Origin of the sequence: Litchfieldia alkalitelluris (assembly GCF_002153425.1) — a bacterium.
Classification (GTDB): Bacteria; Bacillota; Bacilli; order Bacillales; family Salisediminibacteriaceae; genus Evansella; species Evansella alkalicola.
The window spans coordinates 4,271,622-4,289,771 of the sequence record NZ_KZ119600.1; the positions used below are offsets into that span (position 1 = coordinate 4,271,622).

Here is an 18,150-nt window from a genome sequence, read left to right on the forward strand (position 1 = left end):
TATTAATTTAGTTTTCTCGCAGGAATGCCAACGTAAATTCCTGGTATGGATATGTCCTTAACCACTACAGAACCAGCACCAACTTTACATTGATTGGTGATGGTTATATTATTACTAACTACACTGCCAATACCTAACCAAGATCCTTGTCCAACTTTGACCGTGCCTGCTAATTGAGCACCTGGTGAAATGTGAACAAAGTCTTCAATATCATTGTCATGGTCAATTGCAGAACCTGTATTAATAATGCAGCTTTTTCCAATTTTGGTACAACAGTTAACAATTACTCCCGCCATAATAGCTGTCCCAATTCCTATATCTACAAATGACCCTATAACTGCATTTGGGTGAATTAATACCGGAATACTAGCCCCAAATGTTTCAAGCATCTCATGAATTTTCTGTCTCGTAGCATTATTCCCAATACCAACAAATATATCGTACTCATCTATATGCGTATAAACATCGTCTGAAGCCCCAATGACCTTTAAACCCATAGACGATTTAATGCTTTTGTCATCATCTAAAAAATGAATGTTCTGCCATTTATTCATTTTTAATGCAATGTCTGCAACAACTTTCCCGTGGCCGCTAGCACCAATTATTAAAAGTTTGTTTTTCATATTTCCATTCTTTCCTTTTCAGTTCCCTTAAAAGGTTCAATCGTAGCAGCAGTTTCTGAGTTTATACCTTCCCTAACAAATACCTTTTTTATAGTTAGGAATATAATCTTCCAATCTCCTATAAAACTAACTTTATCTACATATGCCACATCTAGATTAAATTTATCTTCCCAACTGATTGCATTCCTACCACTAACCTGCGCTAATCCAGATAAGCCTGGTCTTACTTCATGACGCCGCTTTTGATGTTCATTATATAATGGAAGGTATTGTACTAATAATGGTCTAGGGCCAATAATTGACATATCACCTTTTAAGATATTGAATAGCTCTGGAAGCTCATCAAGTGATGTAGAACGTAGGAACTTACCAAACTTCGTTAACCTCACACTATCCGGTAGTAACTCCCCATTCTTATCTCTTTCATCTGTCATCGTTCTAAACTTGTACATCATAAAGACCGTTTCATTTAGACCCGGGCGTTTCTGTTTAAACAATACCGGACTCCCTAGTTTAGTTCTTACCAGGATAGCTACTACTAAAAGAACAGGGCTAAGTGCTAAAATAGCAATCAATGACAATATGAAATCCATTGGTCTTTTTATAAACCTTCTATAAAATCCACCTTTTGAATTAATCATCATTCACACCACAACCTCTTTATAATTTCTACAATTTTCGCCAACTGTACATCCGTTATCTTTGTATCAGATGGCAAGCATACACCATTCTCAAACAATTTCTCCGACACATCCGTTCCAACAAAATCATACTTCACAAAGAAAGGTTGCATATGCATTGGCTTCCATACCGGTCTTGACTCGATATTCTCAGCTTCCAGTGCTTCAAATACATCAATCGGCCTTACTTTACCAGTTAGTGTCATTGAGCTTAACCAATAATTCGGTTCATCCCAATCGTTACTAGGCAAGAACTCAATCCCTTCAAGCCCACTTAACTCTCTCTTATAGAATTCATAGATATACCTTTTCTTTGCAACTCTTTGGTCTAGAACCTTAAGTTGCCCTCTCCCAATCCCAGCAACAACATTACTCATACGATAGTTGAAACCCAATTCACTGTGTTGATAGTGTCTTGCTTGATCTCTTGATTGAGTAGCCCAAAATCTTGCCTTGGCAATTCTTTCTTCATTATCAGAAACAAGCATTCCACCACCGGAAGTCGTAATGATTTTGTTTCCATTAAAAGAGAAGATGCCATAATCGCCAAATGTTCCAGTATGCTTACCTTTATAGTAAGTTCCTAAACTTTCAGCAGCATCTTCTATTAAAGTAACATTATGTTTCTTACAAAGCTCTACGATTCTATCCATATCAGCAGACAAACCATAAAGGTGAACAACGATGACTGCTTTTACTTCTGGGTACTTTTGAAAAGCTTCTTCTAAAGCTTCCGGGCACATATTCCATGTTTCATAATTACTATCTATAAATACTGGAACTGCATTTTGATAGATAATCGGATTAGCTGTAGCTGAGAATGTAAGAGTCGGACAAAAGACGATATCCCCCTCACCAACATCAGCAGCCTTTAATGCTAAATGAATAGCTGCAGTACCAGACGAAAGAGCTGCTGCCGCTTTCGAACCAACCTTTTCTGCCAGTTCTCTTTCAAACCCATTTACGTTTTCTCCAAGAGGGGCAATCCAATTTGTATCAAAAGCTTCCTTTACATATTCCATTTCATAACCTTCATCACTCATATGAGGTGATGAAAGAAAAATTCTCTCGCTCACTTTTGTTGTCTCCATCTATAGACTTCCTTCCATCGTTAAGTTAATATTTTAGTAGATTAGGACTTACTTGGAATCTTCGAAACTATTACTCCAACTAACTTCTAAGCCACCAAAATGGTTATCTACTTCTGATAGCCACCTCGTAATATCTATTCAATCATCATCATTCAATCACAAAGTTTTTTCATTTTCACTCGAACTTCAACCGTGTTTCTTCCTATTAAATTACCATTCAATCAACTCTTAAAAACAACCAAAATCACTCAAAATCCTTATGCCCCAAGTCTTCCAGCACCTTATCTTATTACGATAGTCAGTTCCCTTCCACCATTCAATCCATATCACCCAAAAAAAGCTCGAAGAGCTTAAAAAATCAATAAGCCCCTCAATTATGTTCACAAAATCGGAACCCCACCACCCGACTCATCTTCATCGCTTGGAATGTCCTCTCCACCATGAACATCACATTCCACACTACCATCTACATAAATAAATTCTCCACCTAATGGACAAGGATCTTCATATTCATTGATAAATGCATTAAAAAGTAAATCAGAATGATCAAGCTCCCTAACTCTTAACTCGAAATGATATTGCCTCTCCAACAGTAACTGATTCGCATCACAAACATCTTCCCTTGACCTTTCAACTAAACCAAGGACAGACGGAATTGCAATAGCTGCCAAAATGGATAAAATAGCGATGACTACGATGACTTCTATAAGTGTAAAACCATTTCCAAGTTCAGTCTTTGGCCTTTCCTCATAACTAGAAGTCATTGTAGTCCCTCCAGAATAAATTATTTAACTATTAACTTTTCTCTTTCTTGAGCAGTTAATGAATTCATAAATTCAATTAACTCTTCCTTCATTTCCTCATCCTTCATCGCAAACTCCAACGTCGTTTTAACAAACCCCATTTTTTCTCCTACATCATGTCTCTTACCTTCAAAATCATAAGCAAACACTCGTTGGATTTCATTTAGCTTTTGAATGGCATCTGTTAGTTGTACTTCTCCGCCTGCACCCTTTTCCTGCTTGTCCAAGAACATAAAGATTTCAGGAGTTAGAACATATCGACCCATGATTGCTAAATTTGATGGAGCCGTTCCTTGTTCAGGCTTTTCCACAAATTGTTTTACACTATGTCTTCGGCCAACTTTTTCCAGTGGATCTACGATACCGTAACGATGCGTTTCGTTATCAGGAACCGTTTGAACACCGATGACAGAAGAATGGGTTTCTTCATATTGATCTATGAGCTGTTTTAAGCACGGCTTGTCCGATTCTACAATATCGTCACCTAATAATACAGCAAAAGGTTCATTACCAATGAACTTCCTCGCACACCATACCGCATGTCCAAGACCTTTTGGCTCTTTCTGACGAATATAATGTATATCTACCATATTCGAAGAATATTGTACCTTCTCTAGTAGCTCCGTTTTACCCTTTTGAAATAAATTTTGCTCTAATTCAAAGGCATGATCAAAATGATCTTCTATCGCACGTTTCCCTTTACCTGTCACAATAATAATATCTTCTATCCCAGACTTAACTGCTTCTTCTACAATATATTGAATCGTCGGCTTATCTACGATTGGTAACATCTCTTTCGGCATTGCCTTCGTTGCAGGTAGAAATCTTGTCCCTAATCCCGCTGCCGGAATAATTGCCTTTTTAACCTTCATATTAAATAACTCCTTTTTGTTGGTTAGTAGCCAGGCGTTAGTTGGTTAGGTTTTTAGGTATGCTCCGAAGCATTACCCCAAACTCTTTTCCTATCCCCTACCCAACTAACCTCTATCCCCTATACTCACTTCACCGCACTCAGCTTCATCAAGCTCTCCACCCTAAAGTGCGCAATATCCAACACTTCATCACGTAAACTGTCTACACTAGCCTTCTCAAACTCATTGATAAGTTCAAAAATCACATTCACATTGATAGGCGGAGTTTTCCCTCTATAGATCATTGGGTAAATTTGTTCATCATGTACTTCATCAGCACCCAATAATTCTTCAAACAATTTTTCCCCTGGCCTCATACCAGAGAATTTAATTTCAATTTCATCTTCTGAAAAACCAGATAATCGAATCAGGTTTTTAGCTAAGTCCACGATTTTCACTGGCTCTCCCATATCAAGGACGAATACTTCTCCACCCTTTGCAATGGCACCTGCCTGCATAACAAGGCGAGACGCTTCTGGGATTGTCATGAAATAACGTTCCATCTCAGGATGAGTCACTGTCACTGGACCACCAGCTGCAATTTGCTTTTTAAATAGCGGAATTACACTTCCACGACTTCCTAATACATTTCCAAATCGCACTGCGACAAACTTTGTATCACTTATTAAGTCCATATGCTGAACGATCATTTCTGCAATTCGTTTTGTTGCTCCCATCACACTAGTTGGGTTTACTGCCTTATCCGTCGATACCATCACAAACGTTTTAACTCCGAATTGATCTGCTGCTTCTGCTACATTTTTTGTACCAATCACATTATTTTTTACAGCTTCATGTGGATTCCGTTCCATTAATGGTACATGCTTATGAGCAGCCGCATGATAGATCACATCAGGCTTGTATTTTTCCATCACTTCTTTGATTCGTTCTGCATCTTGTACATCAGCAATTTCAGGTTCCACTTTAATATGTGGGAAGCTTGTCCTAAGTTCATATTCAATCAAATAAATACTGTTTTCCCCATGTCCAAGTAATATGATTGTTTCAGGGTCAAAACCACAAACCTGCCTACACACTTCTGATCCAATGGAACCACCAGCACCAGTGACTAAAACTGTTTTACCAGTTAATTTTCTTGAAATCGCTTGGATATCTAACTCCACTGGCTCCCGTCCAAGTAAATCTTCCACTTGTACATCTCGCATTTCGCTCACAGATACTTTCCCCGACATGATGTCTTCAATAGAAGGCATGATCTGCGTTTTCACCTTTGTCTTAGCTGCTTCTTTAAAGATGTCGTTTAACTGCTGCTTCTTTAAGGAAGGGATGGCTATGATAATATGCTCTATCCCCTTTTCCTCCACAATCATTTGGATATCCTTCGTACCACCAAGAACAGGACAACCCATAATCTCTAAATGTTGCTTAGAAAGATCATCATCTACAAATGCAACTGGAAAAAGTTCCGACATTTCGCTATTAATCAATTGCCTTGCCACCATAGAACCTGCAGCCCCTGCACCAACGATAAGGGTACGGTTTTTCTTATGGTTATTGTTAATGATAGAATCACGATACATTCTCCAAGAAAATCTAGCCCCTCCAATTAATAGGATATGTAGCATCCATGTTATGACTAACGTCCTCGTATAAACGGTACCAAACATTAGAAGTTGAACTGGAACTAACATTAAAATAGAAAAAGTAATTGCCCTAAAGATTCCTAGTAACTCCTGAATACTGGCATACTGCCATACACGCTTATACAATCTAAAAAGATGAGCAAAAATATGATGACTAATTAATAAAGTAATAGAACTAATAATAATAACAGTGTCAAAAATGGAGGTATTGGACACAAGTAACCAATAACCTATGAAAATAGAAAACATAACGATGATAGAATCGACTAGCATAAGAAAACCGATACGCGCACGATAACTCACCAGTGTTCCCCCTCTCGGAATATATATGTTTCAGTTTTATATCTACGAAGTACGTTCAACAATAGGCCTTAGCTCTTTCTGTTCTACGATCCATTGTTGAACGTCTTCTAAAAGATTGATGTAATAGTTGATTGTAATTGCAACTTCTTCTAGATTTACATTTGCATTAAAATCTTTCTTAGTTCTTCCCCAAAGATTAACCGACTGACTGATAATTGATATCCGTGTAAATCTACTATCAAATGTCGTTGTTTACGCCTTCCCCATGAAAAGTACTACAAAAGTACAGTTAAAAAACATCAATTAATTGCAACTTTCTTGCCCAACTTTTGTAGACATGTTATACTTTTGTTAAATAGAATAATTATTACGTAGGATTGACAAGCAACATGATACCATCGCCTCAAGATACTGTAGACCTATTTCTGAAGCTAGTTAATAACTTCACACAAGGTTCTACTAGCACTTTCGACGACGGTTGTTTCACATTGCTTTTGTTTGGCATTTAACCAAACCTCACACCGTACCAATGGCGACATGCGCCTAAGGCTACTCTACTGGAACAACCCACAGTACGGCCGAGTGCCCCCATTGATAAAGGTTAGGAGACATCACCTAATAGTTTTTAGTTGGATAGGTAGTTTGTTGGTTAGTTGGTTTGTTGGTTAGGCTTTTGCCTTATTAACGTTAGATCTTTGGGTTCAGCTTCGAAGAAGCGTGGGATTCGACACTGTACCCAAATACCTAACTAATTTGTAGTTAATTACTTGACTAAACAATAGATGTTTATGCAACTATTAACATTCAATTAAATCTTGTTTACGAAAATTCGCTACGGAAATATACTTCGCTTTCCGCGGGCGGCTGGTGAGCCTCCTCGTGCTACGCACTGTGGGGTCTCACCCCTGCCTTCAATCCCGCAGGAACGAGCAATGCATCACGAATATACTTCGCGTTGCCTCGACGGATACGCTTCGTAGCATATGCTCGTAGAGGAAGAGGCACTTCGTATATTTCCTACGCTATTGTTGTTATTGTTCGTAATTTCAGTAAACACTTTAATTATGTTTAGCATCAACAACATTTACAAAAGTACATTAAAATAAACCAAACAACTTTTTCCTACGGTGTATCTTTTGCGGCTGATCAACCATCACATGCTTATTCTCAAGAACTAACTGAGAATTTTCCATATAAAAATAAACCATCTCTTCACCATATTTTTCTTGGATTGTGTCATAAGCTGTTTTCATGTGAAAGTTACGGTTTATAATATTATGTGCGTCTGATGCAACGAAATGTGTTAAGTTGGCTTCTATGATTTCTGCTGTGAATGATTGGATCTTTTTTCCGAACTTCCCGCAAACACTTGCGGCTGTAACTTGCGTTAATGCTCCGTCTTTTACTAATTCATAAAGTTTATCAGGGTGCTCCATTAACTCTTGATTTCGTTCAGGGTGAACAATAATTGGAACAATCCCTTGCAACTGGATAGAATATAGGAGTTCCTTTGCATATCTTGGTACAGATGCTGATGGGAATTCTATGAATAAGTATTTACTATTATTTAAAGTTAAGATTTCACTCTCATGATAGTCTTCCATTAATTCTCCAAATATCCGACACTCTTGCCCTGGTAAAACTTGCAGATCAATCCCATTCTTTTGAAACTGCTGATTTACTTCATCGACTGCAGCCTCAATCTCTACTTTTCTATTAACATACCTCCCGTTTTTATGATGGGGTGTTGCAACAATTGTTGTGATCCCTTCGCTTATAGCAGCTTTGGCCATGTTTATGGAATCTTCCATTGTAGCAGCCCCATCGTCTAAACCAGGTAGTATATGTGAGTGGAGGTCTATCATTTACAATCCCCCATTTTCCGTTTGAATTCTTTCGTTCAACTAAACATAAAAATATAATAACACAGAATGTCATCTTTTTGAGGCCAAAAGCACTATTTTATGACATTTTTCTTCATAAAATACTAGGTCTATTTTTCATTATAGTAATAATAATGATGTCCATCTGATTGTTTCTGGTCATTTAGAACTACTCCTAGAACGTTCGCTTCCACTTTCTTCAAAGAATCTAACGCTTTCTGTGCCGATTCAACTTCAGTTTTTCCACTTCTAATCACTAAGATGACACCATCACAGTTTTCCGCCAAAATCTGTGGATCTGTGACGACATTAACGGGAGGCGCATCAAAAAGAATATAGTCATATGCCCCCTCTATTTCCTTCACAAAATCCTTCATCGACTTCGATCCAAGTAATTCACTAGGATTCGGTGGCACTGGTCCTGATGTGAGTACTTCCAAAAATGGAACAGCTGTTTCAAGTACGGCGTCATCAAAAGTCGATTGCTTTGTCAATACACTCGTTAACCCAGTCTGGTTAGGAAGCTGGAAAGTGAAGTGCACCGTCGGTTTACGAAGGTCCGAATCTACAATAAGAACCCGTTTCTCCTGTTGTGCTAACACTATTCCTAAGTTTGCAATTGTTGTAGATTTACCATCACCTGGTGTAGATGAGGTAACCATAATTTTACGAATAATTTTATCTACAGAGGCAAACTGAATATTCGTCCGTAACGTACGGAACTGTTCTGCAATAGGAGATCTTTGGTCATAATAGGTTACTAGACTACGCTGTTTATCTGATAGATTCTCATTCTTTTTACGCGCCAAAACTCTCACGTCCATTTCTTGTTCTTCTATTATTCATACTCATCTTCTTTACTTCAACGTTATTTTGATCAATTCTAGAGATTGCACCAATGACTGGCAATCCAAGATGCTTCTCTACCTGATCTTCTGTTTTAATCGTGTTATCAAGGAATTCAATCAGGAATGCTAGTCCAACGCCAGCCATGAGTCCTACTACCAAAGCAATTGCCATGTTAAGGGTAGGATTCGGGCTCACTGGAGCTGGGTTTGCTGATAGTTCTGCTGGTGATAGAATCGACACATTATCTACATTCATAAGTTCTACAATTTCCCTTTGAAAAACTGTCGCAATCGTATTAGCTTTATTCACAGCCATCGCAGGACTCTCGTCTTGAACTCGGATATAGACCACTTGTGAATTCCCTTCACTACCAACCGTTAACTGGCTTCTTAGTGATCCAACAGATTGTTCAATTCCTAACTCTTCGATTACTGGATCTAGTATTCTAGGAGATGTAATGATGACATTATAAGTATTAATTAACTCAACGTTTGTTCGAAGGTCCGCTTGTGTTAAAGTTTGTCCTTCTTCCTTAGCTTGATTTACTAGTATTTGCGTTGATGATTGATACATTGGAGTTAAAACGAAATAAGATATAATAGCAGCTGCAGCAACAGCTAACACGGCTAACAAAACTATTAAACCAAGTCTTTTTTTGATTGTTTGATATATTTCCTTTAAACTAATCGTTTCTTCCATGATTGCCTCCCGTAAGGTTCGTTCTTTATAATTCACTAAGGTATATCGTAGCCGATTTTTAGGTAATTGTAAATATAATGGGGAAAATACTCAAAATTTGGCTAAACTTATGATAAATTACCAATGTTAACTCTGTTATCTCGACAATTATTCGGTTTTTCAACAATTTTCTAATTTTTCATTTGAATATTATATTGCTAGTAAGGTTGCGAAGGAATATAATTGGATAATAAATATGAGATTTTTTTAAGGAGAAATGAAGCACATGAAAAAAGCACTGATAATTGCTGGTATTATCATGTTAACGGTAGTAATGGGAATCGGTGGTTACGGATATTATATGTACAAAAGTGTTCAAGGAACAGTGGATAATAAAATGCACCAACCACTTGAACGAGAAAAGTCAGAGAAACGATTTGAAGTGGTTGACATCGAGCAAGCAGAACCCCTTTCTTTCTTATTGTTAGGAGTAGATGCTCAAGACTCTACTCGTGGAAGAACAGATACGATTATGGTCGTAACTGTGAATCCAGCTGACAACTCTATGAAAATGTTAAGTATTCCCCGAGATACTAGAACTGAAATTATTGGTCGGGGGTTTGATGATAAAATTAACCATGCATTTGCCTTTGGTGGTGCCGAAATGACTGTGAATACGGTGGAGAATTTCCTCGATATTCCTATTGATTATTACGCAACAGTAAATATGAATGGTTTCAAAGATATTGTTGATGCTCTTGGTGGAGTTACTGTGGATAACGACTTTGCTTTCAGTTCTGGAGGTCACCAGTTTAATGAAGGTGAAATCTTCTTGGAAGGGGATCAGGCACTTGCCTTTGCACGTATGCGTAAGCAAGATACTCGCGGAGACTTTGGCCGAAATGATCGTCAACGCCAGATCGTCATGGCGATTATCGAAGAAGGTGCCCAGTTCTCTAGTATTACGCGAGCTGGTTCGATCTTAGATGCATTAGGTGATAATGTATTAACGGATGTTTCGTTTGATAATATGGTTAAGATTCAAGAAAAATATCGCAGTGCTAGACATAATATGGAGACTATTGAGATTACTGGTTCAGGAACGAGGATCGATAATATTTACTATCTTGTAGTTCCTGAGGAAGAAAGATTACGTGTGTCTGGGGAATTACGTACGCATCTTGGATTAGATGAAGATAGCAGTAGTGTTGCTGCAGTGGAAGAAGAGGAAGAAACTGCGAATAACTAAATGAAGTTTAAAGCCCGCCGTAAGGTGGGCTTTTTTAGTCCCTTTTTTCTTAGTTAGCTGGTAACTTTGCACACACGCAACTCTTCGAAAATAGCTCTACATCAAGGTTTTCTCTTTGGTACGTGAAATAAAAACCTTCCGTTACCTGGTAACTCACCTGACCGAAAGGTCAGCCCTTCTCGTTAACTGGTAATGTTGCACATCTCCAAGTCTGCCGAAAGCCTTATATATCAATGGTTTCCATTTTCAAAACAAAGAAAAACCCCATAGTTACCTGGCACCTAAAGGTGCCAGGTAACTATGGAGCGACAACTTATTCTCCCTGCATCTCTCGTATCGCAAGAATCATCAATGCTTCTATTTCCTCTTCCGTAAATTTCTCACTCAGTTTTTCCTCAATCTGCTCGATCGTCATTTGGCCTTGCTGCGCCTTCGTAATGACATCTGTTATTTCGCCCATTGGGTATTCTCGAATAATGGCCCGCGTCGCGTCCTCTTTCGTTGGGAAGATGAGCTCCGTGTCCTCGTCCACTTCCATTTGCTCCAGCATTTCCTGAACCCCTGGCGCTTCCAGCCACCTGTTGTATTCCGCTTCGTTGATGGCCAGCTCCTCTGCAACCATCTCCACCATCATGTCAGAAGCATAACCGATAAAGTAATTGTATGCAGCATATCCCCCACCCACGATTAACACCAATATAATTCCCATTATAATCAAAACTTTTTTCAAGCCTCAACACCCCATTTTTCTCCCATCATCGTGTTCCTATCGTACTCCTACACTTGCCTACTAATCAAATATTCCATCAACTCTCAAATTATGACAACTTGTATATCTATGTCAAAATATTTAGCAACCACACTGACAAGCTTCTTGTAGCTTTGCACTCTCGTTTTATTATCATGAAGTAAACTACATAAAGGTGGGATTATAATGACTTTCCGTGACGCACTAGACAAGATACTTGGAAAAAGAAAGTTGTTTCATGTAATCGAATGCTCTGTTTGTGGCTTTAACGAAGTTTATTATATTGATCCTTTCACCAATAAACAACTAGGCAAAGCATGCGAAACCTGTAACCACATCCAACGATTTGAGTTTGATGGTTAATCCTACTTTAGTTATTAAACTTTCTTTTATATTAAGTATATATTATATAGAAGGTTTTGGTAATAATAGGTGTTGTTTAGCTCCCCTTTTTGTTGTATTCATTAGGACATACACCCTTCAAATAGTCAGTGTCTTTATTACAAGTAACCGGCCAAATGGTTAGTTGTATTTAAAATCGTTCCCTGTTATTCTTCACAACTATGCAACTCATTTCATCTACCCATGTAACTACCTCTTGTAAATCAATACTGTGATTCCAAAATTTGAGGGTTGTTTCTTCTAACTGTCGAAATGTATCTTGGGTGTTCTGTTGTGGAAGCATTATTCCTCCACCTACTGTTAAATCAACAAAAGTATTTGGATTTTCTTGAGTTGCCCATTCGTCTAGTCTTTCTTCAAAATGTTCATAGTCATGCCTAATTAGTCTCAAAGAAGACGGGGGATTAGGTAAACCTGGATTTCTTTCATGTATTAACTTTGCTCTTTCTTTGGATCTTTGTTTATTCCTTGAACCAATTGCTTCTATATCTACCAATCTAACAACAAGCATTGCATGATTAATAATTCCAATTGCATAATTGATAACGACGGATGCCGACTTAGTTTGAAAAGAGCTATTTAACTGTTCAGCATTCTCTTTTATCCAGTCATTTCTGTTATTAATTTCTTCCTCATAAATTCTCATTACATAATTTAGCTTTTCCTGATTATTAGGGAAAAATTGATAAGACATATTTTCCTCCTTGAACTAGTTTTATTTTTATATCAACCTTTATTTGAACGCTTGTCAAGCTTATATTTTATTATTTTGTAGGAGGAAATAGTCAACATTACTCCCAGTTAGTATGATTTTTTATCTTGTTAGAACAAACGGAAATCTACGAAAGAGACTGTCTCTTCTTCTACTAGCATTACTTCGACGCGAATCCGTCGAGACAACTCGCAGCTAACTCGATGAAGTAAAGCGAGTAGATTGTTGTTTGTTCTAACATAACTACATACCTGATATTCTATTCCCAAAAGAAAATTTATACATTTTTGTTGTATTAATGTTTCCCTTGTCGAAATATAGCGACTATAATGAAAGAAAAGGAAGGGATGACATAATGGACACAAAGTATAGACTAATGATTGGCACCGCCACTGCCATTCTGATCATATTCATGGGATTTTTCACCTACAACGTTGTATCCTCCAACGACCTTAGCAAAAAGCTAGAGCTCGCAAACTCTCTTTATAATCTCGAAGAATACGAGCGAAGCATAGAAGTATATTCAGAGATTCTTGACATTGATCCCGCCCACGTGGAAGCGAGGCTGGGACTTGCAAGGAGCTATTTTGCGTTGGCTTCATGGAACGATGTGACCCAAACCCTACAGGAGGGGATTGATCTCCTTCCTGACGAGACTGCCTTCTATATGAACCTAGCAGACTACTATATTTTTCAAAAGGAGATCGTAAACGCCGTCGAGACCATAGAATCAGGAATCGCCGAGACAGAGCACCCTGAGCTGATGGAACAACTGGCGAGTATGGAAGAGCGACTTTCTATCACGACTACAGCTTCTCCCCTCCTCGTTCAAGTTGGTTATGACCGACTCGTGGAGGTCCTCTGGGAAGACGATAATGGCCGAAGTTTTCCAGTGGCGGCTGACTGGGTTTTACATAATGAAGACATGGGAACGTTGAATCAAGGAGACGACACCTACTTTTTCGCCAAGGAAGTTGGGGTTGCCTCACTAACCGCCTGGATCGGCAGCATCTCCCTCGACGTTGACGTGGAGGTCCGAGACCAAGTGTTAATGGAAATCATCATAGACGCCGATCATTCTGTCCAGCAAATCGCCACAGGTGAGACAATCGAGCTTACCGTCTCCGGCACGGACTATGGCGGCGAGCCGATGGACTTCTCCCCTGCTTGGACGTTGAAAAAAAATTTGGGAGAGCTTGCGAATGAAAGTGGGATAACAAATTCGTTTGTCGGTTTGGAACTGGGGATCGAGACAATCGTGATTTCCTATGACGACATGGTTGCCGAATTCCATGTCATTATTGGCGGCGATGGTCTACACCTTTCATTCAACCTCAGTGGTCAAGGAAATCTCGTGTTTTCCCCATCATTAGACGTCTATGAGGTGGATAGCATCGTTACGGTGGAAGCCATTCCCGCAGACGGTTGGGAGTTCTTAGAATGGCGCGGCGACATCACTGGCCCAGATACCGTCATCGCTGGCAACCGTATGGACCTTTTCATGGACACGCATAAAAATATAGAAGCTGTCTTTGTAGAGAGCGACGGATACACACTAACCGTCAACACGAACGGACGCGGTAAAGTAGAATCAAACCAAGGCTCCATCAATTCCAATGGAACAGTTGGCGGTGGAAGTAACTTTACCCACGGCGAATACGTAACCCTAACAGCTATTCCAAACAATGGTTGGAAATTCGAACGCTGGCAAGGCAGCGTCCAAAGCACCGCTAAAGAAATCACCATCCATATGGATAGCAATAAAACAATAAGCGCAGTGTTTGTTGAAGATAGTAATACCAACGACAACGAAAGTAGCACCGACACAGATAATAATAGCCGTAATGATAGTTCTCGTACCAACGACCGAAATGATTCAAGTTCTAATAATGATACTAGTAATACAAACGGTTCAAGTGATTCTAGTGATTCTAGCAGTTCAGGTTCTGGCGGCTCGCAAAACTCAGATAGGGATACTAACCAGCCAGAACCAAAACCTGCTGAAGAATTTACACTTGGTATTAATACAAGTGGAGAAGGTACTATCAGTGGTTCAAAGGCAGGCAAACATGAAGCTAATACACGTATCAACTTAACAGCTACTCCACGTAACGGATGGGAATTTGATCGTTGGGAAGGTGACGTATCTAGCACTGACCCGCAAATATCCTTCCGTATAAACAAAGATACTACCGTTAGGGCTGTCTTTACGAGGGAGGAAACCTTTACTTTAACTATTACGCCTACTGATGGAGGAACTGTTTCACCTGCGACCAACACCTATAAAAAAGGAACAGAAGTTACTGTAAGAGCAACTCCAAATAGTGGCTGGCGCTTTGTAAGATGGGAATGGAATGGCGGTAGTTCAACAAACAATCCACACACCGTGACAATGGACAGAAACCGAACATTACAACCTATCTTCGAACAAATCGAAGAAGAGTAAACATGGGGACGGTTCTTGCGTTCACATGCGCAAGAACCGTCCATTTTTTTTCAAAACCATGAATATGTTACTTTCTAACTTTTTCAAATCCTAACAGAACTGCTAAGAGGACTGCGATATTAAAGAGTATAACAAAGATGAATAGCACAAGGGCAAAGCTCCAGGTAGTGTTTACTGTGTCATTTACAGCAAGTGTTGAAACATGAGGATACATTTCCCCCTGGAAGTTCATATCATCACCATTGTTTTCTACAAAGCTATAGTTTGTATGTATGAACAATCTTCCGTTCTCCGTTATCGTCGGTGATACGATAAAGGAGTCTTGATATGTACTAATAATGATGTGACCTTCTTCATTAGTTAAATATGTACTTTGATTACTTGCCCAAGTAAACGTGGGGACGGTTCTTGCGTTTACAAGACCGCAAGAACCGTCCAATTTTCGTTCATTTGTTGTTTTTGTAAATGTGGATTCATTTACTCCATATATTTCGCAACTAATTCATAGCATCTATCTCTCGTTAGACTCGCTTGTGTAGCTATGTATTCTAGCGTTTCCGTCGAACCACCTTCATATTGAAGTGATGCTTCCTCCGCCGCTTCATCTCTGAATTGAATCCAGCTTCGTTGCTCTTCCCTTAATTGGTCCATTTCTTCTGTAGAAAGATCTTCTTGCAGCAAACCATAAACCTTATTTAGCTCTGCGTCCCATTTTTCAAATCTCTCCGTCTCTTGCTCCTCAAGCTCAGTAATGGTAGACCCCACTTCGCCGTTTCTATCCGCTTCTTCCATTTCATTTAGTTTATTTAGATACTCTGCCTTTTTACTATCAGTCAAGTCACTGTCACTCTCATCAGTATGTGATTGGCCATCACTTACTTCTACTGCTGTGGCCTCTGACTCGTGATCCCCGTCTAGTTCAGCATTATCTTGAGTTTGAGAGGCTTCATCTGCTTCTGGAGGTCCCTCCGAATCTAGTAAATTATTATCTTTTGAGTCCTCACTTAGCTCCTGCGTCGAGCCGTTGTCTGTTGGCTCCTCATTTGAGTGAGCACTTAACTCGTTCATTCCACTGTCGCAAGCAATGGCGACAAATATAGTTAAAAGCATAAGTATCAAGACTATAGTATTTTTTCTCATGACAAAATCCTCCTTATGTATGAACGCAGGGACGGTTCTTGCGTTCACAAGTTGCTAATTAATAGAATCGTAGTTTTAAGTAATACTAACAATAAAGAGCTAAATTAGTTTTTTTTAGGGAGAGCTTCAGTGATGGTCGTTACTCTATAGTGAATTGTATCAGATGTTGTCAAATCTTACATTTTTGGAGTTTTCTTATTTAGGAAATGCGGATTAGATTTCACGGGGGCTTCTAATCTTGGCCGCATTCCTTCAAATTGCGGACTAAGTTCCTCCTCTCTCACATTTTCAGTCCGCATTCCTTCAAATTGCGGACTAAGTTCCATCTATCTCGCAATCTCAGTCCGCATTCTTTCAAATTGCGGACTATGTTCCTCCTCTCGCACATTTTCAGTCCGCATTCCTTCAAATTGCGGACTAAGTTCCTCCGCGCTCGCATTTGCAGTCCGCATTCCTTCAAATTGCGGACTAAGTTCCTCCGCGCTCGCATTTGCAGTCCGCATTCCTTCAAATTGCGGACTAAGTTCCTCCGCGCTCGCATTTGCAGTCCGCATTCCTTCAAATTGCGGACTAAGTTCCTCCGCGCTCGCATTTGCAGTCCGCATTCCTTCAAATTGCGGACTAAGTTCCTCCGCGCTCGCATTTGCAGTCCGCATTCCTTCAAATTGCGGACTAAGTTCCTCCGCGCTCGCATTTGCAGTCCGCATTCCTTCAAATTGCGGACTAAGTTCCTCCGCGCTCGCATTTGCAGTCCGCATTCCTTCAAATTGCGGACTAAGTTCCTCCGCGCTCGCATTTGCAGTCCGCATTCCTTCAAATTGCGGACTAAGTTCCTCCGCGCTCGCATTTGCAGTCCGCATTCCTTCAAATTGCGGACTAAGTTCCTCCGCGCTCGCATTTGCAGTCCGCATTCCTTCAAATTGCGGACTAAGTTCCTCCGCGCTCGCATTTGCAGTCCGCATTCCTTCAAATTGCGGACTAAGTTCCTCCGCGCTCGCATTTGCAGTCCGCATTCCTTCAAATTGCGGACTAAGTTCCTCCGCGCTCGCATTTGCAGTCCGCATTCCTTCAAATTGCGGACTAAGTTCCTCCGCGCTCGCATTTGCAGTCCGCATTCCTTCAAATTGCGGACTAAGTTCCTCCGCGCTCGCATTTGCAGTCCGCATTCCTTCAAATTGCGGACTAAGTTCCTCCGCGCTCGCATTTGCAGTCCGCATTCCTTCAAATTGCGGACTAAGTTCCTCCGCGCTCGCATTTGCAGTCCGCATTCCTTCAAATTGCGGACTAAGTTCCTCCGCGCTCGCATTTGCAGTCCGCATTCCTTCAAATTGCGGACTAAGTTCCTCCGCGCTCGCATTTGCAGTCCGCATTCCTTCAAATTGCGGACTAAGTTCCTCCGCGCTCGCATTTGCAGTCCGCATTCCTTCAAATTGCGGACTAAGTTCCTCCGCGCTCGCATTTGCAGTCCGCATTCCTTCAAATTGCGGACTAAGTTCCTCCGCGCTCGCATTTGCAGTCCGCATTCCTTCAAATTGCGGACTAAGTTCCTCCGCGCTCGCATTTGCAGTCCGCATTCCTTCAAATTGCGGACTAAGTTCCTCCGCGCTCGCATTTGCAGTCCGCATTCCTTCAAATTGCGGACTAAGTTCCTCCGCTCTCGCATTTTCAGTCCGCATTCTTTCAAATTGCGGACTAAGTTCCATCTATCTCGTAATCTCAGTCCGCATTCCTCCAAATTGCGGACTAAGTTTCACTTCTCTCGCATTCTCAGTCCGCATTCTCCCAAATTGCGGACTAAGTTCCTCCGCTTTCGCATTTTCAGTCCGCATTCCTCCAAATTGCGGACTAAGTTCCTCCGCTCTCGCATTTTCAGTCCGCATTCCTTCAAATTGCGGAATAGATTCTCCCTCTCTCGCATTTTCAGTCCGCATTCTTCCAAAATAGTCTAATTCAATCACCATAATGTTAGTTGTCTGTATACTTAGAAAAAGAAAAAGACGGTTCTTGCGTTTCCGTAAACGCAAGAAC

19 protein-coding genes are annotated in these 18,150 nt (G+C 40.1%); 3 read left to right on the top strand and 16 right to left on the bottom strand.

Annotation, left to right across the window (positions count from 1 at the left end):
- Positions 1–2 precede the first annotated feature (2 nt).
- The 9 genes from BW724_RS20130 to BW724_RS20170 form a co-directional block, all read right to left on the bottom strand.
- A complete protein-coding gene (locus tag BW724_RS20130; protein WP_088076906.1) occupies positions 3–623 on the bottom strand; it encodes an acetyltransferase in 621 nt (206 codons plus the stop codon).
- Entirely contained in the window at positions 620–1,264 is a 645-nt protein-coding gene (locus BW724_RS20135) for a sugar transferase (protein WP_088078091.1), read from the bottom strand. The genes BW724_RS20130 and BW724_RS20135 overlap by 4 nt, the downstream gene beginning before the upstream one ends.
- Positions 1,264–2,379 (bottom strand): DegT/DnrJ/EryC1/StrS family aminotransferase, encoded by a 1,116-nt coding sequence (locus BW724_RS20140; RefSeq protein WP_088078093.1) that lies wholly within the window; start codon positions 2,377–2,379, stop codon positions 1,264–1,266. Before BW724_RS20140 ends, BW724_RS20135 begins: the two co-directional genes overlap by 1 nt.
- Positions 2,380–2,774: 395 nt before the next feature.
- Entirely contained in the window at positions 2,775–3,158 is a 384-nt protein-coding gene (locus BW724_RS20145; RefSeq protein WP_088076907.1) for a competence type IV pilus major pilin ComGC, read from the bottom strand.
- A gap of 20 nt (positions 3,159–3,178) precedes the next feature.
- Positions 3,179–4,069 carry a UTP--glucose-1-phosphate uridylyltransferase GalU gene (gene galU / locus BW724_RS20150; RefSeq protein WP_088076908.1) on the bottom strand — a complete coding sequence of 297 codons (891 nt, stop codon included), beginning with the start codon at positions 4,067–4,069 and terminating at the stop codon, positions 3,179–3,181.
- A gap of 125 nt (positions 4,070–4,194) precedes the next feature.
- Complete coding sequence (locus BW724_RS20155) at positions 4,195–6,015, bottom strand: polysaccharide biosynthesis protein (RefSeq protein WP_088076909.1); 1,821 nt, start codon at positions 6,013–6,015, stop codon at positions 4,195–4,197.
- 1,097 nt (positions 6,016–7,112) lie between these two features.
- Positions 7,113–7,880, bottom strand: a complete 768-nt coding sequence (locus BW724_RS20160) for a tyrosine-protein phosphatase (RefSeq protein WP_088076910.1) — start codon at positions 7,878–7,880, stop codon at positions 7,113–7,115.
- 128 nt (positions 7,881–8,008) lie between these two features.
- Complete coding sequence (locus BW724_RS20165; RefSeq protein ID WP_088076911.1) at positions 8,009–8,722, bottom strand: CpsD/CapB family tyrosine-protein kinase; 714 nt, start codon at positions 8,720–8,722, stop codon at positions 8,009–8,011.
- Positions 8,697–9,446, bottom strand: a complete 750-nt coding sequence (locus BW724_RS20170) for a YveK family protein (protein WP_088076912.1) — start codon at positions 9,444–9,446, stop codon at positions 8,697–8,699. Before BW724_RS20170 ends, BW724_RS20165 begins: the two co-directional genes overlap by 26 nt.
- Before the next feature lie 265 nt (positions 9,447–9,711).
- Here BW724_RS20170 and BW724_RS20175 point away from each other — a divergent pair, with 265 nt between their 5' ends.
- A complete protein-coding gene (locus BW724_RS20175) occupies positions 9,712–10,674 on the top strand; it encodes an LCP family glycopolymer transferase (RefSeq protein WP_088076913.1) in 963 nt (320 codons plus the stop codon).
- A 313-nt stretch (positions 10,675–10,987) separates the two neighbouring features.
- Here the strand turns inward: BW724_RS20175 and BW724_RS20180 are convergent, their stop codons facing one another.
- Positions 10,988–11,404, bottom strand: coding sequence for a hypothetical protein (locus BW724_RS20180; protein ID WP_088076914.1), 417 nt, complete (start codon positions 11,402–11,404; stop codon positions 10,988–10,990).
- 204 nt (positions 11,405–11,608) lie between these two features.
- On the opposite strand from BW724_RS20180, the gene BW724_RS20185 reads away from it, so the two are divergent.
- Positions 11,609–11,785 (top strand): acyltransferase, encoded by a 177-nt coding sequence (locus BW724_RS20185; RefSeq protein WP_088076915.1) that lies wholly within the window; start codon positions 11,609–11,611, stop codon positions 11,783–11,785.
- A gap of 169 nt (positions 11,786–11,954) precedes the next feature.
- Here the strand turns inward: BW724_RS20185 and BW724_RS20190 are convergent, their stop codons facing one another.
- Positions 11,955–12,518 carry a hypothetical protein gene (locus tag BW724_RS20190; protein ID WP_088076916.1) on the bottom strand — a complete coding sequence of 188 codons (564 nt, stop codon included), beginning with the start codon at positions 12,516–12,518 and terminating at the stop codon, positions 11,955–11,957.
- Positions 12,519–12,891: 373 nt separating this feature from the next.
- On the opposite strand from BW724_RS20190, the gene BW724_RS20195 reads away from it, so the two are divergent.
- Positions 12,892–14,982 (top strand): InlB B-repeat-containing protein, encoded by a 2,091-nt coding sequence (locus BW724_RS20195; protein ID WP_088076917.1) that lies wholly within the window; start codon positions 12,892–12,894, stop codon positions 14,980–14,982.
- A 67-nt stretch (positions 14,983–15,049) separates the two neighbouring features.
- Here the strand turns inward: BW724_RS20195 and BW724_RS23340 are convergent, their stop codons facing one another.
- From BW724_RS23340 to BW724_RS20215, 5 genes are all read right to left on the bottom strand, one after another.
- A complete protein-coding gene (locus BW724_RS23340) occupies positions 15,050–15,421 on the bottom strand; it encodes a hypothetical protein (protein WP_140355024.1) in 372 nt (123 codons plus the stop codon).
- Positions 15,422–15,459: 38 nt separating this feature from the next.
- Entirely contained in the window at positions 15,460–16,122 is a 663-nt protein-coding gene (locus BW724_RS20205; RefSeq protein WP_088076919.1) for a lysozyme inhibitor LprI family protein, read from the bottom strand.
- Between the two features lie 176 nt (positions 16,123–16,298).
- Complete coding sequence (locus BW724_RS23790) at positions 16,299–16,448, bottom strand: hypothetical protein (RefSeq protein ID WP_176371495.1); 150 nt, start codon at positions 16,446–16,448, stop codon at positions 16,299–16,301.
- Positions 16,449–17,825, bottom strand: coding sequence for a hypothetical protein (locus BW724_RS20210; protein ID WP_088076920.1), 1,377 nt, complete (start codon positions 17,823–17,825; stop codon positions 16,449–16,451).
- The gene (locus tag BW724_RS20215; RefSeq protein WP_088076921.1) at positions 17,826–18,146 is read right to left on the bottom strand and encodes a hypothetical protein; all 321 of its coding nucleotides are present in this window, start codon (positions 18,144–18,146) and stop codon (positions 17,826–17,828) included.
- Positions 18,147–18,150: the final 4 nt, after the last annotated feature.

Coding starts and splice junctions, on each gene's coding strand:
- BW724_RS20135 (WP_088078091.1), bottom strand. CDS start 1,264: ATGATTAATTCAAAAGGTGGATTTTATAGAAGGTTTATAAAAAGACCA.
- BW724_RS20165 (WP_088076911.1), bottom strand. CDS start 8,722: ATGGACGTGAGAGTTTTGGCGCGTAAAAAGAATGAGAATCTATCAGAT.
- galU (WP_088076908.1), bottom strand. CDS start 4,069: ATGAAGGTTAAAAAGGCAATTATTCCGGCAGCGGGATTAGGGACAAGA.
- BW724_RS20185 (WP_088076915.1), top strand. CDS start 11,609: ATGACTTTCCGTGACGCACTAGACAAGATACTTGGAAAAAGAAAGTTG.
- BW724_RS20175 (WP_088076913.1), top strand. CDS start 9,712: ATGAAAAAAGCACTGATAATTGCTGGTATTATCATGTTAACGGTAGTA.
- BW724_RS20195 (WP_088076917.1), top strand. CDS start 12,892: ATGGACACAAAGTATAGACTAATGATTGGCACCGCCACTGCCATTCTG.
- BW724_RS20205 (WP_088076919.1), bottom strand. CDS start 16,122: ATGAGAAAAAATACTATAGTCTTGATACTTATGCTTTTAACTATATTT.
- BW724_RS23790 (WP_176371495.1), bottom strand. CDS start 16,448: ATGGAACTTAGTCCGCAATTTGAAGGAATGCGGACTGAAAATGTGAGA.
- BW724_RS20160 (WP_088076910.1), bottom strand. CDS start 7,880: ATGATAGACCTCCACTCACATATACTACCTGGTTTAGACGATGGGGCT.
- BW724_RS20130 (WP_088076906.1), bottom strand. CDS start 623: ATGAAAAACAAACTTTTAATAATTGGTGCTAGCGGCCACGGGAAAGTT.
- BW724_RS20170 (WP_088076912.1), bottom strand. CDS start 9,446: ATGGAAGAAACGATTAGTTTAAAGGAAATATATCAAACAATCAAAAAA.
- BW724_RS20145 (WP_088076907.1), bottom strand. CDS start 3,158: ATGACTTCTAGTTATGAGGAAAGGCCAAAGACTGAACTTGGAAATGGT.
- BW724_RS20210 (WP_088076920.1), bottom strand. CDS start 17,825: ATGGAACTTAGTCCGCAATTTGAAAGAATGCGGACTGAAAATGCGAGA.
- BW724_RS20190 (WP_088076916.1), bottom strand. CDS start 12,518: ATGTCTTATCAATTTTTCCCTAATAATCAGGAAAAGCTAAATTATGTA.